The following is a 25,262-nucleotide window of genomic DNA, read 5'->3' as shown; positions in this document are numbered from 1 at the left end:
AACAAATATATAAGATTATGACTCCCTTTATAGCAGAAATTTTAGGTACTATGGTACTTATTTTATTAGGAAATGGTGTTGTTGCAAATGTAGCGCTTAAAGGTACAAATGGTAATAACTCAGGATGGATAGTGATTACAACTGCGTGGGCATTTGCTGTTTTTGTAGGCGTAATTATTGCAGGACCAATTAGCGGGGCACATTTAAACCCAATCGTTACACTTGGTTTAGCATTGATCGGAAAATTTAGCTGGAGCTTGGTTCCTACCTATATTATCGCTCAAATGATTGGAGCAATGCTTGGAGCCTTTTTAGTATGGCTGTCACATAAAGATCATTTTGCAGCAACGGAAGATGAAGGTGCTAAACTGGCTTGTTTTTCAACAGGTCCGGCAATCAAAAATAATGTTTCGAACATTATAAGCGAAGCAGTTGCTTCATTTGTCTTGATTTTTGCAATCTTTTACATTGCAGGTCCGGAATTAAAAATTGCAAGCGATACTACAGCAGCAATTGGTCTGGGAACTATTGGAGCACTTCCTGTTACATTAGTAGTCTGGGCAATAGGTTTATCTTTAGGAGGTACAACCGGATATGCCATAAATCCTGCACGAGATTTAGGACCAAGAATCATGCACTCACTTTTACCTATCAAAGGAAGCAGTAACTGGACTTATGCTTGGATCCCAATCGTTGGACCAGTAATAGGAACCTGCTTAGCGGCGGCTTTATTCCTCGCACTTCAGTAATTAATACTTAACCCAAATTTTATGAAAAAGTTTCTTATTTCTTCTATGATGACAATCATAGGACTGGCTTCTTATGCTCAAGATTTATCGTCTGACGGCATGATGAATGATGAACCAAACCGACTGGATTTCAATGTTGGTCTAGCAACGAGCCATCTATGGAGAGGCTTAATTATTAGCCCTAGTGCAACAGCAACAGCTGATATTCACTATGCTCTTGACAAAAAACAAAATTTCACAATTGGTGTTTGGGGCGGTAACGGATTGGATGGTAAATACAAAGAGGTTGATTACTACATTCAATACAAACACAAAGGACTTACTATTGGTCTTTGGGATTTATTCAACAGTACGAATGTTGCAAAACCACAAGTTTTTAATTACGGTAAGAACACAACAACGCATCTTATTGACTTAAGAACTTCTTATAGATTTCCTGAAGCATTTCCTTTGCGTGTTGAAGCAGATGTGATTCTTTATGGTAATGACCGCGAATTACAAGCTGATTTAACTAAAAAAAGCAGATATTCAACTTATGTTGAGTTAAGCTATCCGATGATTAGCAATAATCAAATTGTATTAGATGCTTACGTAGGTGCTGGTTTCTCTCTTAATGGAAAATCAAATCTATACAGCCAAGATCCAACTAAAAACTTCAATGTTGTAAATGCAGGAATTAAGGCTACTAAAAATGTCACAGTTTTAAACCACAAATTACCTGTTTTTGCAGGTTTAATGTTTAATCCGGCTGAAAAACACACTCGCTTACAAGTAGGAGTTTCATTATTTTAAGCCAGGAATACAATTTTACATCTTACATAAAAAGCTCTCTTTCAAGGTAAAGAGGGCTTTTTTTATTATATTTTTTTTTTACAGAAAAGAATAAACCTTACCTTTACCATCATTAAAAACCTAAAAACCAACAACTTAAACATAAAACAGATCTAATTAACAAATTTTTAACATGACATTTGTATATACAACTATTAAATGATATACATTTGTATATACAAATTATACACTTACTACTATGACAATTGAAGAGGTTATTAAAAGTACAGTTAAGATGGATAATGAGAAAAAGGTTATTCTGAACATCATGTACACACAGAATGTAATTCAGGAAAATTTCAATGAAGTTATGAAACCTCATGATTTATCCGGAGAGCAATATAATGTACTGCGTATTTTAAGAGGACAAAAAGGCAAACCTGCTAACATGTGCGTTATTCAGGAACGTATGTTGGCAAAAACGAGTAACACTACACGATTAGTAGATAAACTTTTACTGAAAGAATTTGTTACAAGGAATGTCTGTCCGGATAATCGACGTAAAATAGAGGTTCTAATTACTCAAAAAGGATTAGACCTGCTAAAAGAACTGGATCCTAAAGTAGATGAGCATGAGCGTTTATTTGCTAAAAATATAAGTTCGCAAGAATTAGAATTACTAAATACACTATTAGAAAAATATAGAACCACAAAACAAAATTAAAAAATGAGCACATTACTAAATAATCTAAATTGGAGATATGCAACAAAACAATATGATGCATCAAAAAAAATCTCTGAAAATGATTTACAAACATTAAAAGAAGCTATTAGATTGAGCGCTTCATCTTATGGATTACAACCTTATAAAGTTGTTATTGTTGAAAATCCGGAATTAAGAGAGCAATTAAAAGCTGTTGGTTACGGGCAAACTCAAATCACAGATGCTTCTCACCTATTTGTTTTTGCAGCTGATGCAAATCTTGGAACAGAATCTGTAGATCAATACATTACCAACATTAGCGAAACAAGAGGTGTACCAACTGATGCACTTGCAGGATTTAGCGATATGATGAAAAATGTAGTTACAAACTTAACTGCTGACGCAAAAAATACATGGTCTGCAAAACAAACTTACATTGCATTAGGTAACTTATTAAGTGCTGCTGCTGAATTAAAAATCGACGCAACTCCTATGGAAGGTTTTAATGCTGCTGCTTTCAACGAAATCTTAGGTTTTGACAAATTAGGATTAAGCGCAGCTGTTATTGCAGCTGTTGGATACAGACATGATGCAGATGACTCTCAGCATTACAAAAAAGTTAGAAAATCTCAAGAAGAATTATTTATCACACTATAACTAAATATTAATTTTAAAATCAATTTTACAACATGAAAAATTTAAAAACAATTGCAATAGCATTATTCGTAGCAGTAGCTGGAATTTCAGTAAACGCACAAACTAAAAAAATCGACGTTAAAACAAGTACTATCAAATGGGTAGGAAAAAAAGTAACTGGTGAGCACTCAGGAACTGTAAACTTCAAAGACGGAGCATTAGTTTTCAAAGGAAAAAAATTAACTGGTGGTAGCTTCACTGTTGATATGACTTCATTAACTGCTACTGATTTAACTGGAGAATACCAAGGAAAATTGAATGGTCACTTAAAAGCTGACGATTTCTTTGGAACTGATAAATTCCCAACTGCAAAATTAGTTTTCAAAACTATTGGTGCTAAAGCAACTGACGTATATACTGTAACTGCTGATTTAACTATCAAAGGAATCACTAAACCAGTAACTTTTGATATCACTGTAGCTGGAAACACTGCTACAACTGCTTTCAAAGTTGACAGAACTAAATACGATATCAAATACAACTCTGGTAACTTCTTCGAAAACTTAGGAGACAAAACTATCAATGATGAATTTGAATTAGCTGTAGCTTTAAAATTCTAATTCTTTAAGACTTACTAATTCTTAATAGAGAAACCCCAACAGACCAGTGCTGTTGGGGTTTTATTTTTTTTTATTTAATTCTCATAAAGATAACATACATAACATTCAGATAACACTTTCGTAACAACATTCCGGACTTTGGTTAACATTGTGCTTCTAATTTTGGAGCATAAAAAAATCAAAAACTAGAAATCAAAATTATAGTTATGAAAACAAATTTACGTATTGCACTTCTTTGTCTTTTAAGCTCATTTTTACTTCACGCACAACCCCCAAAAAAAGGAATTACCGGCACTAACAACTGGCTGAACAACTGGACCAATTTTAAGCCTGCCAACATAGAATATAGCGAAGCAACCAATATAATTGCAGGAACAATTAACAAAGACACTAAATTATACAAACGCTTTGTTTACCAATTGGTTGGAGTTGTATATGTAACAAATAATGCCACTTTAACTATAGAACCGGGAACTGTAATTCGTGGAGACGACAAAACCTGCGGAACATTAGTAATAACAAATGGCTCAAAAATAATGGCAGAAGGATTAGAAACAGATCCTATTGTTTTTACATCAAATAAAGATATCTTAAACAGAAAACCGGGAGACTGGGGAGGAATTGTTGTTCTTGGAAAAGCGCCTATAAATGCACTTGGCGGTGTTCAAATTTTACCTTTTGATTTTGATCCACTACTAAATCATTATGGTGGTCAGGATGCCGAAGATAATTCCGGAATTTTAAAATATGTACGTATCGAATTTGCAGGTAGAAAATTAAGTGCTGCAAAAGAACTTAACGGTTTGTCGCTTGCTGCTGTTGGAAGAAAAACAATTCTGAGTAATATTCAAGTTAGTTTTTCAAATGATGACTCTTTTGAGTGTTATGGAGGGGATTTGAATTTGAGTAACCTAATTTCATTTAGAACCACAGATGATGATTTTGACTTCACACAGGGAGCACAAATCAACATAAGCAATAGTATTGCTATTCGTCATCCTTTTTCATCAGATGTTTCAGGATCAAGATGCTTTGAAGTTGATTCTTATGATAAAATTCAAAACACAGATATGACTAAAAAAATGACCAATATAACAGCAAGTAACATTGCATTAGTTAATTTGGAAGAAAATAATCAAGGTCTTGTTAGAGAATCAGTACATGTTAGAGAAAATACATTCTTTAGCTTAACAAATAGTGTTGTGTCAGGCTTTAGTCCATTTGTTATAATCGAAGGAAATATTGAAGTAAATGATGCCAACTTATCAAAATTTACTTTTAAAAATTTAATCGTAAATAATTGTAGTGACGGAATCACAAGCGAATCATCAAGCATGAATACTACAATTCAGAATTATTTTAACAATGGAAATAATATAGAATATACAAAATACAAAAACACAGAATTGTTTGCATTACCAAACATTAAAACGAATCCAGATTTTAGAATGAATGTAAACAATACAATTGCTATTGGAAACTAAGGGCTTGACAGCCGTTTTAATTTTAAAATTTAACAAATTTCTCTTTTTCGAAACGTTTTTTTTTATTTTTTATATCCTTTTATTCAAATTACATTTATATATTTGTGAAATCAAAATACAATATGAAAACATTATTAAACAATATCTGGTGGTGGAAGAATTTACGTCAAACGTCGTGAACAAAGCTTCCTATGGTATTGTAAAACTATAAATATAAAAGGCTTGTCATCACGACAAGCCTTTTTTTTTGGTCAAAACTTAAGCAAAAAATATATTAAAAATTAAAAAACGAATATTTTGAAACCTTTTATACTCAACACACATTACAAACAAATTCTTGCCGATACGATTACACCGGTAAGTATCTATTTTAAAATCAGAGATAAATTTCCGAATAGTTTATTATTAGAAAGTAGTGATTATCATGGAAATGACAACAGTTTCTCTTACATCTGCTGTAATCCAATTGCAACGATCAAGATCGAAAATGAAACCATTTCGAAAACGTTTCCTGACGGATCAGCAGAGCAAATTGCAATCAGCGCTTCAACTAATATTCCAGAAGTAATTCAGGAATTTTCGAATCAGTTTAAGTCTGAGAAAAACGATTTTAAGTTTATAAACAATGGTTTGTTCGGTTACATTTCTTACGATGCCGTTCGTTATTTCGAGAAAGTTTCTATTGCAAAAAAAGACGATGCAACTTCTATTCCCGATGTATTTTATGCTGTGTATCAAAACATCATTGCTATCAATCACTTCAAAAATGAAGCTTACATTTTTTGCCATAGCGTAGACGGAAGAAACAATATTGCAGAAATCGAACAATTATTGCAATCCAGAAATATTGCTTCTTATAAATTCAGTAAAGAAGGAGAAGGCTTCTCGAATCTAACCGACGAAGAATTCAAACATAATGTCGCATTGGCAAAAAAGAATTGTTTCCGTGGTGATGTATTTCAATTGGTATTATCACGTCGTTTTACACAAGGTTTCAAAGGTGATGAATTTAATGTTTACCGTGCTTTACGCAGTATCAACCCCTCTCCTTACCTATTCTTTTTCGATTATGGAGATTTCAAAATTTTTGGTTCTTCACCAGAAGCTCAAATTATTGTAAAAAACAGAAAAGCCGAAATTCATCCTATTGCAGGAACATTCAAAAGAACCGGAAATGATGAACAAGATGCTCTTTTAGCCAAAGAACTTTCTGAAGATAAAAAAGAAAACAGTGAACATGTCATGTTAGTCGATTTGGCTAGAAATGATTTAAGTAGAAATGGTCATGATGTTCAGGTAGAAAAATACAGAGAAGTTCAGTTCTTTTCGCACGTGATTCACCTGGTTTCTAAAGTAACAGGACATTTGCATGAAAAAGCCACAACAATGCAGGTAGTTGCAGATACTTTTCCAGCCGGAACCTTAAGCGGAGCTCCAAAACACAGAGCTATGCAACTAATTGAAGATTACGAAAAAACAAATCGTAATTTCTACGGAGGCGCCATTGGTTTTATGGATTTTGAAGGTAACTTTAACCATGCAATTATGATTCGAACTTTCCTTAGTAAAAATCACCAATTACACTGCCAGGCAGGAGCCGGAATTGTAGCAAGCTCTGATGAAGAAAGCGAAATGCAGGAAGTATACAACAAACTTAGAGCATTGAACACAGCACTGGAAATGGCAGAGAAAATTTAAAAATTAAAAGATGGAAAGATTTAAAAATCAGTCAAATCTTTCAATTATTAAATCATTCAATTTTTCAATAAAATAAAAAATGAAAAAAATATTAGTTATAGACAATTACGATAGTTTCACTTACAATTTAGTTCACTACCTAGAAGATTTAAATTGTGAGGTAACAGTCTACAGAAACGATGAGTTCGAAATTGATGAAATCGCTTCTTTCGATAAAATATTACTTTCGCCAGGCCCTGGAATTCCTGACGAAGCGGGTTTACTTAAAGCAGTAATCGCAAAATATGCTCCAACAAAAAGCATCTTAGGTGTTTGCTTAGGACAACAAGCAATCGGAGAAGTTTTTGGAGGAACACTTTCGAATCTTGACAAAGTGTATCATGGTGTTGCCACCAATGTAAAAACGGTAGTTTCAGACGAAATTTTATTTGAAGGCTTAGGAAACGAATTCGAAGTAGGAAGATACCACTCTTGGGTTGTGGACAGCAATTTACCTGACGTTCTTGAAGCTACTTCAATAGATGAAAACGGACAAATTATGTCGCTAAGACACAAAACTTTTGATGTTCGAGGCGTTCAGTTTCACCCGGAAAGTGTTTTAACACCAAAAGGGAAAAGAATTTTAGAGAATTGGGTTAAGAGTTAGTAGTTAAGTCATAAAGTCAAATGTCGAAAGTCATAAAGTGAAATTCGTAGAAAAGACTTTAGCAAATATCACTATCACTTTTAAAACTAAAAAAATAAGATTGAAAAATAAATAACGTCACAAACAAGAAGACTTTCGACTTTATGACTTTAAGACTAATACAAGAGAATGAAAAATATATTAAATAAATTAATCAATCACGAAGTACTTTCAAAAGAAGAAGCGAAAGACGTATTGATAAACATTTCGATCGGAAGTTATAATCCAAGTCAGATTTCAGCATTTTTGACCGTATTTATGATGCGAAGCATTACAATCGATGAACTTTCCGGATTTCGTGAAGCTCTACTGGAAATGTGTATTCGTGTTGATTTATCAGCGTACAATACCATCGATTTATGTGGAACAGGTGGTGACGGAAAAGATACTTTCAATATTTCAACCTTAGCTTCTTTTATCTCAGCGGGTGCTGGAATAAAAGTTGCTAAACACGGAAATTACGGTGTTTCCTCTATTTCAGGATCCAGCAATGTCATGGAAAAAATGGGTATTAAATTCAGTAATGATAATTCATTTTTAGAAAAATGTATTGATAAGGCTGGAATCTGTATTTTACACGCACCTTTATTCCATCCTGCGATGAAAAACGTAGGTGCGATTAGAAAAGAGTTAGTGATAAAAACATTCTTTAATATGTTGGGACCAATGGTAAATCCGTCTTTCCCACAAAATCAATTGGTTGGCGTTTTCAATTTAGAACTAGCCAGAATGTATGCCTACTTGTATCAAAATACAGATATCAACTTCACGATTTTACATTCGCTTGACGGATATGATGAAATTTCATTAACAAGTCCAACGAAAATTATCACAAGCAATATGGAAGGCATGCTAAAACCGGAAGACTTTGGCGTTTCGCTTTTAGCGCAAAGTGATATCGAAGGTGGAAAAACCATCGAAGAATCTGCAGATATGTTCATCAATATTTTATCCGGAAAAGGAAACGAAGCTCAGAACAATGTAGTTTGCGCCAACGCAGCAATGGCAATTTCGACTGTAACAAAATGTACTCCACTAGAAGGATTCGAGCAAGCAAGAGAAAGTTTGTTTTCTGGTAAAGGGTTAGAGGCATTAAATAAATTAAAAAATTTAATGATTTAATAATTGAAAAATTATGACAAAATCTTTTGAAGAATTCGAAGTTTATAAAAAAGGAATTTTGTTAGCTCAATTAATTTTTAAAATAATGGAGAACCAAGCTTTTCAAAGAGAATTTGGATTCAAAGATCAAATAAAAAGAGCTGTTGTTTCAGTAACAAATAATATTGCCGAAAGATCAGAATACAATAACAACAAACAATTAATCAGATATTTAAAAATATCAAAAGGAAGTTGTGCAGAAGTTAGGAGCATGCTAATACTGTCAAGAGAATTAAAGTTTTGTAATCAATCAGAGATTCAAAAAAGTTATGATTTAAGTATTGAAATATCCCAAAACTTATCAAATTTCATTAAATACTTAAATGGCAAAATTGAATGCAATAAAAAAGCATTTTTAAATTCTTAAATCTTTCAATCATTAAATAATAGTAAAATGAACATCCTAGATAAAATAATACTTGACAAAAAAAGAGAAGTCATTCTTAAAAAATCGATTATTCCGGTTGCTCAATTAGAGAATTCTGTTTTTTTTGAAAGACAAACCATTTCATTAAGTCAAAAACTAAAAGCAAGTGCTACAGGAATTATAGCAGAACACAAACGAAGATCACCTTCTAAATCAGTCATCAATCATAGTTTTACAGTAGAAGAAGTGGTTAAAGGATATGAAACTGCGGGAGCAAGTGGAATCTCTGTTTTAACTGATGGAAAATACTTTGGCGGATCTCTAGACGATTTACTTTTAGCACGAGCAAGTGTAAATATTCCACTTTTGAGAAAAGAATTTATCGTAGACGAATATCAAATTTTAGAAGCAAAAGCTTTTGGAGCAGATTTAATTCTGTTGATCGCAGCAGTTTTAACCCGTGACGAAATCAAATCATTATCAGAATTTGCAAAGAAATTAGGTTTAGAAGTTTTACTAGAAGTTCACAACCAGGAAGAATTAGAGAAATCGATCATGCCAAGTTTAGATATGATTGGTGTCAATAACCGAAACCTAAAAACATTCGAAGTAAGCTTAGACTTTAGCAAAGAATTAGCGGCTCAGATTCCGAATGATTTTGTAAAAGTTTCAGAAAGCGGCATTTCATCCATCGAAGCCATCAACGAATTGAGACCTTATGGTTACAACGGTTTTTTAATTGGAGAAAACTTCATGAAAACTGATAACGCCGGAAAAGCTGCTATTGAATTTATATCGCGGCTGTAAGCTTTAGGCTGTAGGCTATAGGCATTCAGCACAAAGTAAAAAAGCATAAAGCATAAAGCCTAAAGCTTAGAGCATTAAAAAAATACAAAGTAAAAAGCTTAAAGCCTAAAGCTTAAAGAATTAAAAAAAAGCCTAAAGCATATTGCTTAAAGCCTAAAGCACATAAAGAAATGAAACTCAAAATATGCGGTATGAAATATCCCGAGAATATAATTAACGTAGGCGCACTCCTACCCGATTATATGGGATTTATTTTCTGGGAGAAATCCGCTCGATATTGCGACGGAACAATTCCGGAGCTTATACAAACGATTAAAAAAGTAGGTGTATTTGTCAACGAATCAGTTGAAAATATCATCGAAAAAATAAGTAAACACAACCTGCAAGCTATTCAGTTACACGGACAGGAATCTGTGGAATTTTGTGAAGAATTAAAAAACAACATCAGTAAAAAAATCGAAATCATAAAAGTATTTTCAGTTGGAGACGATTTTGATTTTAATGTTTTAGAGCCTTTTGAAAATCTTTGTGATTATTTTCTTTTTGACACCAAAGGAAAATTACCCGGCGGAAATGGAACTACTTTCGATTGGGAAATATTAAAAAAATACAAATCCAAAAAACCATTTTTTTTAAGTGGCGGAATAGGAATTGAAGAAATAGCGGCGATAAAAAATCTAAATTTACCAGTATATGCTATCGATGTAAATAGTAAATTTGAAATCGAGCCCGGACTAAAAAATAAAAACTTATTAAGCAATTTCAAACGACAACTTGAAATTGTTAACCTAAAATAATCAGCAAAATGAATTTTAATGTCAATGAAAAGGGATATTACGGAGAATTTGGAGGAGCTTACATTCCAGAAATGCTATATCCGAATGTAGAAGAATTACGTCAGAATTATTTAAAAATTACCAGCGAACCGGATTTCAAAGCAGCGTTCGATCAATTACTTAAAGATTATGTTGGACGTCCGAGTCCACTTTACTTTGCAAAACGTCTATCTGAAAAATACAACACCAAGATTTATCTAAAAAGAGAAGATCTTAATCACACAGGAGCGCACAAAGTCAACAATACGATTGGACAAATATTAGTAGCGAGACGTTTAGGTAAAAAACGAATCATTGCAGAAACCGGAGCAGGTCAGCATGGTGTTGCTACCGCAACAGTTTGCGCGCTAATGGGTATGGAATGCATTGTGTACATGGGCGAAATCGACATTGCGCGCCAGGCACCAAACGTAGCCCGTATGAAAATGTTAGGAGCCGAAGTTCGTCCAGCACTTTCAGGTTCAAGAACCTTAAAAGACGCCACAAACGAAGCAATCCGCGATTGGATCAATAATCCTGTTGACACCCATTATATCATCGGATCTGCGATTGGACCACATCCTTATCCCGATATGGTAACCCGTTTTCAAAGTGTTATTTCAGAAGAAATAAAATACCAGTTAAAAGAAAAAGAAGGACGTGAAAACCCTGATTATGTTGTAGCTTGTATTGGCGGCGGAAGCAATGCCGCAGGAACTTTTTACCACTTTTTACACGAACCTGAAGTTGGAATCATAGCCGTTGAGGCAGCCGGAAAAGGTATTGACAGCGGGCATAGCGCAGCTACAAGTAAACTGGGAAAAGTTGGAATTATTCACGGTTGCAAAACACTTTTAATGCAAACTCCGGACGGACAAATTACCGAGCCTTATTCAATTTCAGCAGGATTAGATTATCCCGGAGTTGGTCCAATGCACGCACATTTGGCGCAAACAGGTCGAGGCGAGTTTTTCTCCGTAACAGATGATGATGCCATGAACGCCGGCTTACAACTTACTAAACTGGAAGGTATTATACCAGCAATCGAAAGTGCGCATGCCTTTGCCGTTTTAGATCAAAAGAAATTTAAACCAACAGATGTTGTTGTAATTAGTCTTTCAGGACGTGGTGATAAAGATTTAGACAATTACATCGACTATTTTAAACTATAACAATAAATAATTTGGGCGTTCCCTTCGGTCGGGTTTTCGGCTTTATCTTTTGCCTTGCTTCGCCGGCAAAAGGATATCGCCTCTACCCCTAACGCAAACAAAAAACGAGAAAAATAATATTATGGAACAGTTATTCTCTTACGGAACATTAAGATCAAAAGAAGTTCAAATGCGTCTTTTCAATAAAACATTAACCAGCACACCAGATCAGCTTTTGGGCTACAAACTAAAGAGCCTTAAAATAGAAGAAGAATTTGGAATGGCAGATTATGTTGTGGTAGTCCCAAGCGACAATCATGAAGATACAATACACGGAGTTGTCTTTAATGTTACCACTGAAGATTTGGCAAAAGTAGATCTTTTCGAATCCAACGCCTACAGAAGAGTTTCCGTAAAATTGAATTCGGGAATTACTGCCTGGGTGTATATGGAGAGTTAATAATTTAAAGGCAAAATGAAACTCCTGATAGATTTTCGAAAATCTATCAGTATAAAAAATAAAATAATGAACAGAATAACTCAAAAATTACAAGAAGATAAAAAGATCCTATCGATTTACTTTTCGGCGGGATATCCCAACTTAAATGATACCGTTCAAATCATTCAGGATTTAGAAAAAAATGGTGTCGATTTAATCGAAATTGGTTTACCATTCAGCGATCCTTTAGCAGATGGACCTACCATTCAGGCAAGTTCGACGCAGGCGCTTCATAACGGAATGACAACCCAAATCCTTTTTGACCAGCTGAAGAACATCCGCGAAAGCGTAAAAATTCCGTTGATTATTATGGGGTATTTTAATCCGATGCTACAATATGGCGTTGAAGCTTTCTGTCAAAAATGTGCAGAAATTGGAATTGATGGATTAATTATTCCGGATCTTCCTGTTGATGTTTACGCAGAAGAGTACAAAGCTATTTTTGAAAAATACGGATTAATTAATGTATTCCTCATTACACCACAAACATCAGACGAACGTATTCGTTTTATCGACAGCGTTTCTAACGGATTTATCTATATGGTAAGTTCTGCAAGCGTTACAGGTTCTCAATCTGGTTTTGGCGATACACAGGAAAGCTATTTCGAAAGAATTTCAACGATGAATCTTAAGAATCCGCAAATCATAGGTTTCGGAATCTCCAACAAAGAAACCTTTAATCAGGCAACAAAATTCGCAAAAGGCGCTATTATCGGAAGTGCTTTTATCAAACATTTAAGCGAAAACGGATCAGGAAAAATTGAAAAATTTGTTAGCGAAATTCGATAGATCACACATTATTAAAAATTAAAAAACAGCCATTAAAAACTTTTAGTGGCTGTTTTTTTTTGTTTTTACGTTTTATACTTACATTAGTATATCTTAAAAATCCATTTCAATCGAAAATAAATCATGACTGTAGAAAGCTTTTTAGAAGAACTTCAAAATAATAAACCTTTAAGCATTGCTACTATAGATTTTATAGAAGACGATGAAGAGATTGGAAAAAAGTTAGTAGTCCATTTTAAAAACAATCCCAACAGAGCACTTGCGCTTCAATTTATACAAAATTTAACCGCAATTAGAACTCAACCTTACTCAAATGAATGTGAAGTAAGTGCCAATTCTTTAATGCTGGCAAGTTACATCTTAGGTTTGCATAAAAATGTTGAAGATTGTTTAAAAATTTGGGAAGCAAAAACAATTGATTTTGATACTTATTGTGGTCTTGACATTCAACTAACAGTTTTTGCAGGTGTAGAAGAAACTATCAATTTCTTAAAAAATCAAACAGACGACATATCAAAAAAGGCTCTAGAATATATTGAAATATGCAAAAGCAGTGGAGATTTCGATTATCTGGAAGAGTACTTTTCAGAAGACCAAATACCTTGGTTTATATAAAGAACATACTATTGCATTAAATCAAATTACTAAAGTATGAAGCAACAAGTAATAATGTCCAAAAAGCTGTTTTTTCTCGTGTTGCTAAATCTTGTATTTTGCTCTTTGCAGGCACAAACAGAAGTTCTAAGAACTCCAACAAAACAAGATACTTTAAACGGTTCTATTACTCCAGAAAGAATTTGGTGGGATATTCAGCATTATGATCTAACCATAAAACCGGATTATACCAACAGAACAATAACAGGAAAAAATGTTATTGAATATAATGTTTCAGGTAAAAAGCATTCAGACCTAATGCAAATTGACTTGGTAAGTCCGCTTAAGATTGACAGCGTATTTCAGAAAGGTAAAAAAATTGAATATTCACAAAATCAAAATATTTGGTACCTGAAATTACCTAAAAATCAAAGTACGACTAAAAATAAAATCGAAATCTTCTATTCCGGAAAACCAACAGAATCTATAAAACCTCCCTGGGATGGCGGATTGGTCTGGGCGAAAGATTCCTTAAACCGACCTTGGATATCAGTCGCTTGTCAATATAAAGGAGCCAGTTTATGGTATCCTTGCAAAAACACAATGTACGATGAACCCGATAAAGGCGCTACTATTTCGGTCATCGTTGCAGATACATTGGTCGCTATTGCAAATGGACGTTTACTGCGCAAAACCAAAAATAACGATCGTACACTAACGTACACTTGGGGCGTTAAAAACCCAATTAGTCATTATGCAATATCATTTTATGTTGGGCAATATGAAAATATCTCTCAGACGTACAAAGGAACAAAAGGAAACCTAACAATGGATTACTGGATTCTGGACTACAACAAAAAAAAGGCGGAAAGACACATGATTCCGGAAGTTAATATTACGATGAAGTCACTGGAAAATTGGTTTGGTCCGTATCCCTTTTATGAAGATGGATTTAAAATGGTAGATGCTCCTTACATTGGGATGGAACATCAGAGTGCTATTGCTTACGGAAGCTCGTATAAAAAAGGAACGAATAAAATAGGCGGCGATATTTCGAATACAGGCTGGGGTAAAAAAACTGATAAAATAATTGTACATGAAATGGCGCACGAATGGTTTGGCAACAATATTACGGCGATTGATATTGCTGACAGATGGATTCAGGAAGGTTTTGCCGGTTTGGCAGAAGAGCTTGTTATTGCCGATATTAGTGGTAAACAAGCAGGAAATGAGTTTATGGCTGGCCGATTTAGAACTATAAATAATGACAAACCTGTTATTGCGCGATACGGAATAAACGAAGACGGTAGTCAGGATAATTACGTAAAAGGCTGGGCAATTTTGCACATGATTAAAATGCTCATCGATGATGATGACAAATTCAAAAAAATACTGCAAGGTTTAAACACCGAATATTATCATAAAGTCGTTACTACAAAACAAATTGAAACTTATATAAGTTCCGCATCCGGAATTGAGTTTAATTATTTATTCGATCAATACCTGCGTACAAAAGAAGTTCCTGTTTTCGAGTATGAACTAAAAAACAACGAACTGCATTATCGCTACGCCAATTGCAATAAAAATTTTGCAATGCCTATTAAAACTAACTGGACAAAGGATAATTGGATTCATCCCACAACAACCTGGCAATCATTACCCATAGAACAATTATCTACTACAGTACCTTTAAAAACAGATCTAAACTTTTATATTACTGTTAAAGAAATTGAATAATTAACTCCATTTTAGACGTAAAAAACACCCTCAAATAACTACACGGTTTTCTGTTAATATTTTGTTAAACAAAAACTAAACAAGCGTTTAATTTAAACGCTTGTTTAATTTTGCATCGGATTAGAAAAAAACTAAAATGTCGAAAATCGAATTAAACGATAAAAAAATTCAGATTCTGGAAGTAGCTGAAAAGTTATTCTCAGAAAAAGGGTTTGAAGGTACATCGATACGTGATATTTCGAAAGAAGCAAAAATCAACATTGCCATGGTCTCTTATTACTTTGGCTCTAAAGACAGACTGCTGGAATCTTTAATCATCTACAAAACTTCTGATCTTAAATTACAGCTCGAAAACCTACTACAGGAAAATCTGGAGCCTCTTGATAAAGTTAATAAATTAATTGAAATTTATCTTAACCGAATTAGTTGCAACAAAGGGATTTTTAGGGTTTTGCATTTCGAACTTAATTCTAAGAAAAGAGAGAAAAGCCTCAATGCCTTTACAGAACTCAAAAAAGGAAATTTAAAATCTGTAGAAAGTATTATTCAGCAAGGACAATCTAAAGGTGTTTTTAGAAAAGATATCATTATCCCACTTATCACGCCTACTATTATTGGAACCTTCTTTCACTTTCACATGAATAAACCTTTTTTTGAAGAGTTATTACATCTAAAAACAGAGGAAATGTACGACGAGTATATTAAAACGTATCTAACAAAGCACATTCAACAAACTATAAAAGCTCTACTTGTTTATGAAAATTAATCAACTAATGCTCTTTGGTGTTTTCTTTATTGGAATTTCATCAATAGAAGCGCAAGAAAAAACAAGTTTAACCTTAGATGAAGCCGTTAAAATGGCTTGGGAAAAAAGTAACGAAGTTACGCTTGCCAACACTAAGGTAAACTCGAAAAAATACGAATCTCAAGAGGCGAGAAATCACCAATATCCGGATTTAAAAATCTCTGGACAGTACCAAAGATTAACAAAAGCATCAATAGACATGCACAATAGTGGTGATCAGGCAAGTACTGAACCAATGCCGTCTCCGGAACGTGCTATGTTTGGAATGGCAAATCTTACGTTACCAATCTTCTCTGGATTTAAAATTCAGAACAGCATTAAAGCATCTGATAATTTATATGAGGCAGAAAGTGCTTATGCTGCCAAAACTAAAGAAGATGTTACTTTGCGTGTGGTAAACTATTATGCTGCTTTATACAAAGCGCAAAAAACATTAGATTTACTAAACGAAAATCAGAAACAGGCAAAACAACGTGTTACTGATTTTATAGAATTAGAAAAAAACGGAATCATACCGAGAAATGATTTATTGAAAGCACAGTTATTAGTTTCAAAGACACAATTATCTATTGATGAAGCAAATAACAATTTCAACAACATTAATTTTTACCTGACGACTTTATTAAAATTAGAGCCAAATGTAAAACTTGAAGTTAATGAAAGTGATTTCTTTAATTTAAAAACAAGCAACGCGCCAACATCTGATGCTGTAGCACTTGAAAACAGAAAAGATTTAGAAGCAATTCGTTTTCAACAAAAAGCAAGTGAGGCAAATATCAAAATTGCCAGATCAGGATATTATCCTACCTTAGCTTTACTGGGAGGTTATACCGCATTTGATCTTAAAGATATTATTACGGTGCGCTATGCAATGAATTTTGGAGTTGGATTAACGTATGATTTATCCGGAATTATAAAAAATAGTGCCTCAGTTAGAGCTGCAGAAAGCAGAGCATTAGAGGTTAAAAATACAGAAGCAGTGATGACGGATCGTATTAAAGTCGAAGTTCAAAAATCTATTGAAGATTACGACTTAGCGATCAATCAAAGTGTAGTTTATGATGAAGCCCTTCAACAAGCAACTGAAAACTACAGACTTGTAAAAGATAAATTTGATAATGGTTTAGCAGACACAAATGATTTAGTTGAAGCTGACGTTGAGCAGTTAGGTGCTAAAATAAATACAGCGGTGTCTAAAGCAACCATTATTCAAAAATATTACGAACTGCTTTCAGTATCAGGACAATTATCACAATCATTCAATCTTTCTAAAATATAATCGATAGCTCTCATGGAAAAGAAAAAAACAAATACTAAATTCATCATTATACTAACCGTTTTGGTTTTAGTGGGCGGAACTTACGGAATAACAAAATACATGCACTCATTGGCTCACGAAGAAACAGATGACGCGCAAATTGAGAAAAAAATGAATCCAATTATTCCAAGAGTATCAGGATACATTAGCAAAGTTTATGTAAAAGATAATGATTATGTAAAAAAAGGAGATACTTTATTTACAATTGACAAAAGAGATTACCAATTAAAAATTGACGAAGCTAATGCTTCTTTATTAGGTGCTGAAGGACAATACGAAGCTGCAAAAGCTGATATTGGAAGTGCAAACGCAAGCATTTCTGTTTCTGATGCTAATATGAGATCTGCAACTGGTTCTATCGAAAGTGCAAAAATCAGATTAAGACAAATTACAAACGATTACAACCGTTACAATAATTTATACAAAACGCATACGATTACCAAACAGCAATATGAGCAGGCTTTAGCTGCAAAAGACGAAGCAGAGAATCAGGTTCGTGTTTTAGAGCAACAACAAAGAGCGAGTTCTTACCAAAAATCGGTAATTCAATCTAAATCTAAAGCTTCAGACAAACAAACAGAAGTAGCGGCTGCTAACATCAAAAGAGCTAAAACAATGCTTGATGTTGCGAAATTGAACCTTACTTATACTGTTGTAACTGCCGCTATTGACGGACAAGTTTCTAAAGTTGATATTCAACCTGGACAATTAGTTCAGCCAGGACAATCATTGTTTTATATCATTAACAACAATGAAGCTTGGGTTGTAGCGAACTTTAAAGAAACACAATTAAACAAAATGGTTGTGGGACAAAAAGTAAGTTTAAAAGTAGATGCATATCCTAACTATGAATTCAAAGGAATCGTAACTTCATTTTCACCAGCAACAGGATCTCGTTTCTCATTATTACCTCCTGATAATGCAACTGGTAACTTCGTAAAAACAATTCAAAGATTACCGGTAAAAATTAGTTTAGACGAATCAAACGATCCTGAAAAAGTAAAATTATTACGTCCGGGTATGAATGTGGATGTAGACGTACATTTAAAATAAAATGACAGCAGTACAATCAGAAGACGATTTAGTAGAATACGGTTACAGACGTGTCATTATTACAATTACAGCAGTACTTTGTGCGCTGCTGGAAATTGTTGATACGACCATTGTAAACGTAGCGCTAACAGACATGCGAGGTAGCCTTGGTGCAACCTTGACTGATGTGGCTTGGGTAATTACGGCATATGCAATTGCAAATGTTATCGTAATTCCGATGACGAGCTGGCTATCGCAACAATTTGGACGACGTAATTACTTTGTGGCTTCGATCATAATTTTTACCGTCTGTTCCTTTCTTTGTGGTAATGCCAGTAATATTTGGGAGTTAGTAGCCTTTAGGTTCGTGCAAGGTATGGGTGGTGGTGCCCTACTTGTAACTGCTCAAACGATTATAACAGAAAGTTATCCTGTCGCAAAACGCGGAATGGCGCAAGCGATTTACGGAATGGGTGTAATTGTAGGTCCAACTTTAGGTCCGCCTTTAGGAGGTTACTTAGTAGATAATTATTCCTGGCCTTATATTTTTTATATCAATATTCCATTAGGAATTATTGCTACTCTTTTGGCGATCACTTTTGTTAGAAGTCCAAAATACGGAGAAAAACTAAAAGCCAATCAGGTCGACTGGTGGGGAATTATATTGTTAGCTTCTTTTATCGGATCGCTACAATTCGTTTTAGAGCACGGACAACAAGACGACTGGTTTAACGATTCTACCATTGTAACACTAAGTGTTGTTACTGTTTTGGGATTGGTTTTATTTGTATGGCGAGAGCTTACCTACAAACATCCGATTGTAAACTTAAGTGTTTTAAAAGATGGAAATTTAAGAATAGGAACTATAATGTGTTTTATTCTTGGTTTTGGATTATACGGATCAACATTGATTATCCCAATTTACACGCAATCTATTTTAGGATGGACTGCAACTGATGCCGGATTATTATTGATTCCAGGTTCGATTACAACAGCGATCATGATGCCATTTGTTGGAAACATGATTCAAAAAGGAGTTCCGCAGGGTTATATGGTGGGAGTTGGATTTTTAATTTTCTTCTTCTTTACCTTTATGATGCGTAACCGCATTACACCAGATACTGGAGTAGAGCATATGTTTTGGCCTTTAATTTTAAGAGGAATTGGACTAGGATTACTTTTTGTACCTATTACCACACTTTCACTTTCAACTTTAAAAGGAAAACATATCGGTGAAGGAGCTGCTTTTACCGGAATGATGAGACAATTGGGTGGTTCATTTGGTATTGCAATTATTACCACTTTTATCACACGTTTGAGCCAGGAACACCGCGTTAATTTACTAACGAATTTAGATCCTGCAAACTATCAGGTACAGCAACGTATCATGGGAATGCAAAAAGCATTTGAAGCAAAAGGTTACAGTGCCGACGTTGCGCTTAAAAAAGCATATCAGGCAATAGATTATAGTATTCTAAAACAAAGTACAGTAATGTCATACATGGATATTTTCATGTATTTAGGAATTATGTTCTTATTCTGTATCCCAATTATTTTCTTTATCAAAAAAGGAAAAAACAAAATTAATCCTGCTGATGCAATGCATTAATAATAATTGATTTATATATACAAAAATGCCGGGCTTACTAAGTCCGGCATTTTTATTTATTGTTTAAAGAGATCAAAGCATATCAAGAAAACCTTAGTCCCAGCAACTTAGATTCTTAGAAGTGACTAAAAAAACCTCAGTACCTTTGTAACTTTGAACCTTTGTAACTTAAAAAGATCTATCTCGTAAAAACCAAATGATTGTCTTTTGAAAGATTGGCGTCAAATTGATATCCATCGTAATTAAAACCTTTTAGATCATCAATTGTTTCTGCATTGGTATCAATAATATAACGCACCATCATTCCCCTTGCCTTCTTGGCAAAAAAGCTTATTATTTTTAGTTTTCCATCTTTGTAATCTTTAAAATCAGGTGTAATTACAGGAACTTTTAATTCTTTTACATCAACAGCAGAGAAATATTCAGTACTGGCTAAATTCACAAACAACTCGCCTTTTGCTAATTCTTTATTCAAAGCTTTTGTAACAGTTGGTTTCCAGAATTCATGTAGATTCTTGTAATCACCAACAGGCAGTTTCGTTCCCATTTCAAGACGATAAGCCTGCATTAAATCAAGAGGTTTAAGAACACCATAAAGACCTGATAAAATTCTAAGCTTATCTTGAAGAACTTCTAATTTTTCTGTTGGAATAGTATAAGCATCTAATCCTGTATAAACATCGCCATCAAAAGTATAAACAGCAGGACGTGCGTTTTCAGGCGTAAACGGTGTTTTCCAATCCTGATTTCTTTTCCAGTTTAGATCCGCTAACTTATCAGATATCGACATTAGTTCTGCCAATTCTGCCGGTTTTTTATCTTTTAAAACTTTATGAACCTGACGTGCTTCTTTCAAAAAGGAAGATTCAGTGTATGTATTTGTTGGTAATTCTTTTTCGAAATTAAGTGATTTCGCGGGTGATATAACAATTTTCATTTGTACGCTTTTGTATGATTCAAAAATACAAATTGAATTCTTAAAAATAACTTCTACGGATTGATTTGTTCAATAGTATTATAGGGTAATCTTAACATTCCATAAAAAATTGAACACGAATTCACGAATATGCTCAAAAAAGTAGACGTTTGATTATAATAGGCGTTTTCTATGTTGTAAATTTGCACCTATAAAATTCCAAAATAACTTTTCAAATCTCAAGCTGAAAGTTATATTGACGAAATGGTAATAAAACTAGTAAATTCGTGGCTATACAAACAAACTATAAAACAGCTTTACAACATAAAATCTTCGATATTATTTCGAAAGCATCTCAGGAACTAAACGTCGACGCATACGTTATTGGTGGATTTGTGAGGGATTTGCTTTTAAATCGCGGAACTAAAAAAGACATTGATGTGGTTGCTGTGGGCAGCGGAATCGAATTGGCTCTTAAAGTTTCTGAACTACTTCCAAAAAAACCAAAAGTACAAGTTTTCAAAACGTACGGAACAGCAATGTTACGTTTTGAAGACACTGATATTGAATTTGTTGGAGCCCGAAAAGAATCTTATAATTTTGACAGCCGCAATCCGCTTGTTGAAAACGGAACTTTAGAAGATGATCAGAATCGTCGTGATTTCACAATCAATGCATTGGCTTTATCCTTAAACGAAAAAAACTTTGGAGATCTTTCTGATCCCTTTAACGGATTGGCTGATCTTGAAAACAAAACGATCAAAACACCTTTAGATCCAAGTATCACCTATTCTGATGATCCTTTGCGTATGTTGCGTGCTATTCGTTTTGCTACTCAATTGGGTTTTGAAATCGAGAAAAATTCTCTTGATGCCATTACCAAAAATGCAGACCGAATAAATATTATTTCCGGGGAACGCATTGTTGACGAATTAAACAAAATTCTTTCGACACCAAAACCTTCCATCGGATTTTTACTTTTATACCAAACAGGACTTTTAGATATTATTCTGCCTGAATTAACCGCTTTAAATCAGGTTGAAGAAATTGAAGGTCATACACATAAAAACAACTTTTATCACACGCTTGAAGTAGTCGATAATATTTGTCCAAACACTGATGATGTCTGGTTACGCTGGTCGGCTTTATTGCATGATATCGGGAAAGCACCAACCAAACGTTTCAATAAAAAACAAGGCTGGACTTTTCACGGACACGAATTTTTGGGTGGAAAGATGGCTAAGAAAATATTTGAACGTTTGCACATGCCACTTAATCACAAAATGAAATTTGTGCAAAAAATGGTTATTATGAGCTCGCGTCCTATTGTACTGGCACAAGATGTCGTGACGGATAGCGCAGTGCGTCGTTTGGTCTTTGATGCTGGCGAAGATGTAGAAAATCTTATGACTTTATGCGAAGCTGACATCACGACTAAAAATCCGTCTAAGTTTAAAAAATACCATAAGAACTTCGAAATCGTTCGCCAAAAAATTGTTGAAGTAGAAGAACGCGATCATGTACGTAATTTTCAGCCTCCAATTTCGGGAGAAGAAATTATGGAGATGTTTGATTTAAAACCTTCACGAGAGATTGGCGTTTTAAAAGAAGCAGTTAAAGAAGCCATTTTAGAAGGAGATATTCCAAACGAATATCAGGCAGCTTATGATTTTGTAATCAAAAGAGCTGAAAAAATGGGATTAAAAAAAGTATAGAAATAAGAAGTACAAAGCAAAATGAAAAAAGAAAATAAATCAGTAATTATTTGGTTACTATCTGGTTGTGTTTTATTGTTTATAATGGTTGTTGTGGGCGGAATTACACGTCTGACAAATTCAGGTTTATCCATGACCGACTGGCATTTGGTAACGGACACATTCCCTCCTTTGACAGACGAAAAATGGAATGTCGCTTTTGAGCAATACAAGAAATTTCCTGAGTATCAAAAAATCAATATTCACAACGATTTTCAACTTTCAGATTATAAATTTATTTACTTCTGGGAATGGTTTCACCGTTTCATAGGACGCATCATCGGATTGGTGTTTTTTGTTCCTTTTGTTTATTTCCTTATCAGAAAAAAACTGGATCGTTCTACCATCAAAAAATGTATTGTTCTTTTGGCAATGGGAGGTTTTCAGGGATTTTTAGGCTGGTTTATGGTTCGCAGCGGATTAATTGACAATCCGGACGTTAGCCATTTCAGACTTTCATTACACCTTACTTTTGCATTTATAACTTTCGCCTATACGTTATGGGTTGCACTAGACTTAATTTATCCTGAAAGAAACTTTAAAGTAATTCCGCTTCGTAATATCGCGCGTTATGCTTTGGTCGTTTTATTGATTCAGATTATTTACGGTGGATTTGTTGCAGGTTTAAATGCAGGTTTAATACACAATCACTGGCCTTTAATGAGCGACGGACAATTTGTTCATGATTCGGTATTTATTGAGCAATCATCTTTAGTAAAAAATTTAATCGAAGGTAAAAGCGGCGTTCAGTTTGTGCACAGAACTTTTGCTTATGTTGTCGTTGCATTCATAGCCTTTTTATACTACAAAAGCACTAAATTTTCATTGAGCAGAACTCAAAAAAACGGAATCAATACGTTGGTAATCTTTGTCCTTATACAATTTGCATTGGGTGTTTTTACACTTTTATACAGCGTTCCGCTTGCTTTAGGACTAATTCATCAAATTATGGCATTCTTCTTATTAAGCGCTATGACATTTACTTTACACCGATTATCAAAATAATTAATTGATTACAGATCAAATGTCTAATATGAAGAAATTAATTGTTCTTTCTGCTTTGTATTTAATGGTAAGCTGTGGCAACAAAGAGCAGTCAAAGCCTACTCAAACTGATACAGAAGAAAAGGAGTTACCAGCAAATGTCGCCGTTACCGAAAAAGAATCTAAACCGGAATTTAAGAAGTATCTTCGAAAAGGAATTCTTTTGAAAGAATTAATACAAGTATTTGACAAAGATCTAAATGTAATAGAGACGATTGATATCAAAGAAATCACAGAAGTTGAGATTTTGGCAAAAAGCATTGCAATGTACAATCTCGCTAAAAGCACTGATTATTGTTTAAAGTCCAACTTTATCAAAATCAATTATAAAGAAAAAGAACTTATCGTTTTTGGAAGTAACATCTACGAAATAAACGAGAAGGAGAAGTTTGATTTCAAATCTGAAAAAAATGAAGCTTTCTCTGTTTTTTCTATGACCAATTTTCAAATGGGTGCTTCTGACGATGTCGGATTAACTGGTTGTGATGATTTTAGTTTATTAATAATTTTGAATCACAAAGACAATAAATACAAAACCCTTGCTATTCCTGACAATCAAGAATATAAATCAAAGACAAAATTTGCCAATCTTGTACATGACGATGGTTCATCTGAAGAAATTTATAATGCAAAAGTGGTAAACGACACTTTAGTTATGGGAATTAAAATAGGATATCAGGAAGGTTATGGTTCTTACTTTCTAAAAACAGCTCTTAAAGACAATTTTACTAAATCTGAAATTGCAGATGTAAAAAGATTTGAAGAAGAAAGCACTTATAATGAACTTAAATAATACTTTATGAAGTCTTTAAAAATATTTGTTCTCTTTTTAGGTTGCCTTTTGACTGTAAATTGTAAAGACAATACAGATCAAACTAAAATTACTTCTTTGGAAACTGAAGTACCAAAAGTTGAAGAGCAAACTAAAGAAACTGCTAAACAAATTGCAAAAGAAGTTGCTGAACGTTTTAAACCAAAAGATGCTGAGATTGTTCACGAAGTGATACAGACAAAAGTTTGGGGAAAGAAAGATGTTATTATCGTTTTTTATGCAAGCCGGTATATTGATGATCAAAGTACTACAATACCATTTGAACGTCAGTATGTCGAAGGTTATTTTTTAATTCCGGACGGCGCTAAAAACTATAAAAAAGTACTGATTTATAAATTCGAAGACGACAATGTAGAAACTATTATACAGTCCGTTTTCTTTGCTAATGCAGATAAAGATTCTGAAAGAGAACTTATTATTCTAACGACCTGCAGCCATAGATTAGAATTACTTTACGACGGAACCGAATATTACAACTATGTATTTGACAACTTCGACATGAACAAAATCCCTAAAGAAATGACTTACTTAAGCGACATAAGCGCTTCTATTTATGGTGGTTTCGAAGGACAACGTGAAGACGGACCATCGAAAGCAGATTTTAAAACCGCAGCTGATGTAAAAGCAGAATTAAAAAAACTAGGTTACTAATATTCTAATTCTTTTAATTCCGTTTTTTGATAATA

General features: G+C 33.9%; 26 protein-coding genes. 25 read left to right on the top strand and 1 reads right to left on the bottom strand.

Going from position 1 to position 25,262, the window contains the following annotated elements; genetic code table 11:
* Nucleotides 1-17 precede the first annotated feature (17 nt).
* The 21 genes from B0A66_RS07540 to B0A66_RS07435 all read left to right on the top strand — a co-directional run bounded on the left by B0A66_RS07540 (nucleotide 18) and on the right by B0A66_RS07435 (nucleotide 20,030).
* Entirely contained in the window at nucleotides 18-749 is a 732-nt protein-coding gene (locus B0A66_RS07540; RefSeq protein WP_089049247.1) for an MIP/aquaporin family protein, read from the top strand.
* A 21-nt stretch (nucleotides 750-770) separates the two neighbouring features.
* Nucleotides 771-1,541: a hypothetical protein gene (locus tag B0A66_RS07535; RefSeq protein WP_089049246.1), complete on the top strand. Its 771-nt coding sequence runs from the start codon at nucleotides 771-773 to the stop codon at nucleotides 1,539-1,541.
* Nucleotides 1,542-1,779: 238 nt separating this feature from the next.
* The gene (locus B0A66_RS07530) at nucleotides 1,780-2,244 is read left to right on the top strand and encodes a MarR family winged helix-turn-helix transcriptional regulator (RefSeq protein WP_089049245.1); all 465 of its coding nucleotides are present in this window, start codon (nucleotides 1,780-1,782) and stop codon (nucleotides 2,242-2,244) included.
* Nucleotides 2,245-2,247: 3 nt separating this feature from the next.
* The gene (locus B0A66_RS07525; protein ID WP_089049244.1) at nucleotides 2,248-2,880 is read left to right on the top strand and encodes an NAD(P)H-dependent oxidoreductase; all 633 of its coding nucleotides are present in this window, start codon (nucleotides 2,248-2,250) and stop codon (nucleotides 2,878-2,880) included.
* A 32-nt stretch (nucleotides 2,881-2,912) separates the two neighbouring features.
* Nucleotides 2,913-3,479 carry a YceI family protein gene (locus B0A66_RS07520; protein ID WP_089049243.1) on the top strand — a complete coding sequence of 189 codons (567 nt, stop codon included), beginning with the start codon at nucleotides 2,913-2,915 and terminating at the stop codon, nucleotides 3,477-3,479.
* 206 nt (nucleotides 3,480-3,685) lie between these two features.
* Nucleotides 3,686-4,963: a hypothetical protein gene (locus B0A66_RS07515; protein ID WP_089049242.1), complete on the top strand. Its 1,278-nt coding sequence runs from the start codon at nucleotides 3,686-3,688 to the stop codon at nucleotides 4,961-4,963.
* A gap of 297 nt (nucleotides 4,964-5,260) precedes the next feature.
* Entirely contained in the window at nucleotides 5,261-6,661 is a 1,401-nt protein-coding gene (locus B0A66_RS07505) for an anthranilate synthase component I family protein (protein WP_089049240.1), read from the top strand.
* Nucleotides 6,662-6,740: 79 nt separating this feature from the next.
* Entirely contained in the window at nucleotides 6,741-7,307 is a 567-nt protein-coding gene (locus B0A66_RS07500) for an anthranilate synthase component II (protein WP_089049239.1), read from the top strand.
* 168 nt (nucleotides 7,308-7,475) lie between these two features.
* Complete coding sequence (trpD, locus tag B0A66_RS07495) at nucleotides 7,476-8,468, top strand: anthranilate phosphoribosyltransferase (protein ID WP_089049238.1); 993 nt, start codon at nucleotides 7,476-7,478, stop codon at nucleotides 8,466-8,468.
* A gap of 13 nt (nucleotides 8,469-8,481) precedes the next feature.
* Nucleotides 8,482-8,874 carry a four helix bundle protein gene (locus B0A66_RS07490; RefSeq protein ID WP_089049237.1) on the top strand — a complete coding sequence of 131 codons (393 nt, stop codon included), beginning with the start codon at nucleotides 8,482-8,484 and terminating at the stop codon, nucleotides 8,872-8,874.
* Nucleotides 8,875-8,901: 27 nt separating this feature from the next.
* The gene (trpC, locus tag B0A66_RS07485; protein ID WP_089049236.1) at nucleotides 8,902-9,681 is read left to right on the top strand and encodes an indole-3-glycerol phosphate synthase TrpC; all 780 of its coding nucleotides are present in this window, start codon (nucleotides 8,902-8,904) and stop codon (nucleotides 9,679-9,681) included.
* Nucleotides 9,682-9,851: 170 nt separating this feature from the next.
* A complete protein-coding gene (locus B0A66_RS07480; RefSeq protein ID WP_089049235.1) occupies nucleotides 9,852-10,478 on the top strand; it encodes a phosphoribosylanthranilate isomerase in 627 nt (208 codons plus the stop codon).
* Nucleotides 10,479-10,486: 8 nt separating this feature from the next.
* A complete protein-coding gene (gene trpB / locus B0A66_RS07475) occupies nucleotides 10,487-11,668 on the top strand; it encodes a tryptophan synthase subunit beta (protein WP_089049234.1) in 1,182 nt (393 codons plus the stop codon).
* 121 nt (nucleotides 11,669-11,789) lie between these two features.
* Complete coding sequence (locus B0A66_RS07470; protein ID WP_089049233.1) at nucleotides 11,790-12,107, top strand: gamma-glutamylcyclotransferase family protein; 318 nt, start codon at nucleotides 11,790-11,792, stop codon at nucleotides 12,105-12,107.
* Between the two features lie 66 nt (nucleotides 12,108-12,173).
* Nucleotides 12,174-12,935, top strand: a complete 762-nt coding sequence (gene trpA, locus B0A66_RS07465; protein WP_089049232.1) for a tryptophan synthase subunit alpha — start codon at nucleotides 12,174-12,176, stop codon at nucleotides 12,933-12,935.
* Nucleotides 12,936-13,058: 123 nt separating this feature from the next.
* Nucleotides 13,059-13,550 (top strand): hypothetical protein, encoded by a 492-nt coding sequence (locus tag B0A66_RS07460; RefSeq protein WP_089049231.1) that lies wholly within the window; start codon nucleotides 13,059-13,061, stop codon nucleotides 13,548-13,550.
* A gap of 36 nt (nucleotides 13,551-13,586) precedes the next feature.
* Nucleotides 13,587-15,266, top strand: coding sequence for a M1 family metallopeptidase (locus B0A66_RS07455; protein WP_089049230.1), 1,680 nt, complete (start codon nucleotides 13,587-13,589; stop codon nucleotides 15,264-15,266).
* A 136-nt stretch (nucleotides 15,267-15,402) separates the two neighbouring features.
* Nucleotides 15,403-16,032 carry a TetR/AcrR family transcriptional regulator gene (locus tag B0A66_RS07450; protein ID WP_089049229.1) on the top strand — a complete coding sequence of 210 codons (630 nt, stop codon included), beginning with the start codon at nucleotides 15,403-15,405 and terminating at the stop codon, nucleotides 16,030-16,032.
* Entirely contained in the window at nucleotides 16,022-17,350 is a 1,329-nt protein-coding gene (locus B0A66_RS07445; protein ID WP_089049228.1) for a TolC family protein, read from the top strand. Before B0A66_RS07450 ends, B0A66_RS07445 begins: the two co-directional genes overlap by 11 nt.
* A gap of 12 nt (nucleotides 17,351-17,362) precedes the next feature.
* The gene (locus B0A66_RS07440; protein WP_089049227.1) at nucleotides 17,363-18,442 is read left to right on the top strand and encodes an HlyD family secretion protein; all 1,080 of its coding nucleotides are present in this window, start codon (nucleotides 17,363-17,365) and stop codon (nucleotides 18,440-18,442) included.
* Nucleotide 18,443: 1 nt separating this feature from the next.
* The gene (locus tag B0A66_RS07435) at nucleotides 18,444-20,030 is read left to right on the top strand and encodes an MDR family MFS transporter (RefSeq protein ID WP_089049226.1); all 1,587 of its coding nucleotides are present in this window, start codon (nucleotides 18,444-18,446) and stop codon (nucleotides 20,028-20,030) included.
* A gap of 178 nt (nucleotides 20,031-20,208) precedes the next feature.
* Here the strand turns inward: B0A66_RS07435 and yaaA are convergent, their stop codons facing one another.
* On the bottom strand, nucleotides 20,209-20,967 hold the full coding sequence (gene yaaA / locus B0A66_RS07430) for a peroxide stress protein YaaA (protein ID WP_089049225.1): 759 nt from the start codon (nucleotides 20,965-20,967) through the stop codon (nucleotides 20,209-20,211).
* Nucleotides 20,968-21,233: 266 nt separating this feature from the next.
* Here yaaA and B0A66_RS07425 point away from each other — a divergent pair, with 266 nt between their 5' ends.
* From B0A66_RS07425 to B0A66_RS07410, 4 genes are read left to right on the top strand one after another with little or no spacing between them, the layout of a single operon-like run.
* Nucleotides 21,234-22,661 (top strand): CCA tRNA nucleotidyltransferase, encoded by a 1,428-nt coding sequence (locus B0A66_RS07425; RefSeq protein ID WP_165766591.1) that lies wholly within the window; start codon nucleotides 21,234-21,236, stop codon nucleotides 22,659-22,661.
* Nucleotides 22,662-22,682: 21 nt separating this feature from the next.
* Nucleotides 22,683-23,705, top strand: a complete 1,023-nt coding sequence (locus B0A66_RS07420) for a COX15/CtaA family protein (RefSeq protein WP_089049224.1) — start codon at nucleotides 22,683-22,685, stop codon at nucleotides 23,703-23,705.
* Nucleotides 23,706-23,733: 28 nt separating this feature from the next.
* A complete protein-coding gene (locus B0A66_RS07415) occupies nucleotides 23,734-24,537 on the top strand; it encodes a hypothetical protein (protein ID WP_123868227.1) in 804 nt (267 codons plus the stop codon).
* A 6-nt stretch (nucleotides 24,538-24,543) separates the two neighbouring features.
* On the top strand, nucleotides 24,544-25,227 hold the full coding sequence (locus B0A66_RS07410; protein ID WP_123868226.1) for a hypothetical protein: 684 nt from the start codon (nucleotides 24,544-24,546) through the stop codon (nucleotides 25,225-25,227).
* The last annotated feature ends 35 nt before the right edge of the window (nucleotides 25,228-25,262 follow it).

It is taken from the genome of Flavobacterium hercynium (assembly GCF_002217285.1).
Lineage (GTDB): Bacteria > Bacteroidota > Bacteroidia > Flavobacteriales > Flavobacteriaceae > Flavobacterium > Flavobacterium hercynium.
Note: the sequence above shows the minus strand (reverse complement) of the source record. Positions and strands in the feature narration are given on the sequence as shown.

Excerpts from the sequence above, each read along its gene's own strand:
- B0A66_RS07540 (WP_089049247.1), top strand. The coding sequence starts at position 18 with ATGACTCCCTTTATAGCAGAAATTTTAGGTACTATGGTACTTATTTTA.
- B0A66_RS07535 (WP_089049246.1), top strand. The coding sequence starts at position 771 with ATGAAAAAGTTTCTTATTTCTTCTATGATGACAATCATAGGACTGGCT.
- B0A66_RS07530 (WP_089049245.1), top strand. The coding sequence starts at position 1,780 with ATGACAATTGAAGAGGTTATTAAAAGTACAGTTAAGATGGATAATGAG.
- B0A66_RS07525 (WP_089049244.1), top strand. The coding sequence starts at position 2,248 with ATGAGCACATTACTAAATAATCTAAATTGGAGATATGCAACAAAACAA.
- B0A66_RS07520 (WP_089049243.1), top strand. The coding sequence starts at position 2,913 with ATGAAAAATTTAAAAACAATTGCAATAGCATTATTCGTAGCAGTAGCT.
- B0A66_RS07515 (WP_089049242.1), top strand. The coding sequence starts at position 3,686 with ATGAAAACAAATTTACGTATTGCACTTCTTTGTCTTTTAAGCTCATTT.
- B0A66_RS07500 (WP_089049239.1), top strand. The coding sequence starts at position 6,741 with ATGAAAAAAATATTAGTTATAGACAATTACGATAGTTTCACTTACAAT.
- trpD (WP_089049238.1), top strand. The coding sequence starts at position 7,476 with ATGAAAAATATATTAAATAAATTAATCAATCACGAAGTACTTTCAAAA.
- B0A66_RS07490 (WP_089049237.1), top strand. The coding sequence starts at position 8,482 with ATGACAAAATCTTTTGAAGAATTCGAAGTTTATAAAAAAGGAATTTTG.
- trpC (WP_089049236.1), top strand. The coding sequence starts at position 8,902 with ATGAACATCCTAGATAAAATAATACTTGACAAAAAAAGAGAAGTCATT.
- B0A66_RS07480 (WP_089049235.1), top strand. The coding sequence starts at position 9,852 with ATGAAACTCAAAATATGCGGTATGAAATATCCCGAGAATATAATTAAC.
- trpB (WP_089049234.1), top strand. The coding sequence starts at position 10,487 with ATGAATTTTAATGTCAATGAAAAGGGATATTACGGAGAATTTGGAGGA.
- B0A66_RS07470 (WP_089049233.1), top strand. The coding sequence starts at position 11,790 with ATGGAACAGTTATTCTCTTACGGAACATTAAGATCAAAAGAAGTTCAA.
- trpA (WP_089049232.1), top strand. The coding sequence starts at position 12,174 with ATGAACAGAATAACTCAAAAATTACAAGAAGATAAAAAGATCCTATCG.
- B0A66_RS07460 (WP_089049231.1), top strand. The coding sequence starts at position 13,059 with ATGACTGTAGAAAGCTTTTTAGAAGAACTTCAAAATAATAAACCTTTA.
- B0A66_RS07455 (WP_089049230.1), top strand. The coding sequence starts at position 13,587 with ATGAAGCAACAAGTAATAATGTCCAAAAAGCTGTTTTTTCTCGTGTTG.
- B0A66_RS07450 (WP_089049229.1), top strand. The coding sequence starts at position 15,403 with ATGTCGAAAATCGAATTAAACGATAAAAAAATTCAGATTCTGGAAGTA.
- B0A66_RS07445 (WP_089049228.1), top strand. The coding sequence starts at position 16,022 with ATGAAAATTAATCAACTAATGCTCTTTGGTGTTTTCTTTATTGGAATT.
- B0A66_RS07440 (WP_089049227.1), top strand. The coding sequence starts at position 17,363 with ATGGAAAAGAAAAAAACAAATACTAAATTCATCATTATACTAACCGTT.
- B0A66_RS07435 (WP_089049226.1), top strand. The coding sequence starts at position 18,444 with ATGACAGCAGTACAATCAGAAGACGATTTAGTAGAATACGGTTACAGA.
- yaaA (WP_089049225.1), bottom strand. The coding sequence starts at position 20,967 with ATGAAAATTGTTATATCACCCGCGAAATCACTTAATTTCGAAAAAGAA.
- B0A66_RS07420 (WP_089049224.1), top strand. The coding sequence starts at position 22,683 with ATGAAAAAAGAAAATAAATCAGTAATTATTTGGTTACTATCTGGTTGT.
- B0A66_RS07415 (WP_123868227.1), top strand. The coding sequence starts at position 23,734 with ATGAAGAAATTAATTGTTCTTTCTGCTTTGTATTTAATGGTAAGCTGT.
- B0A66_RS07410 (WP_123868226.1), top strand. The coding sequence starts at position 24,544 with ATGAAGTCTTTAAAAATATTTGTTCTCTTTTTAGGTTGCCTTTTGACT.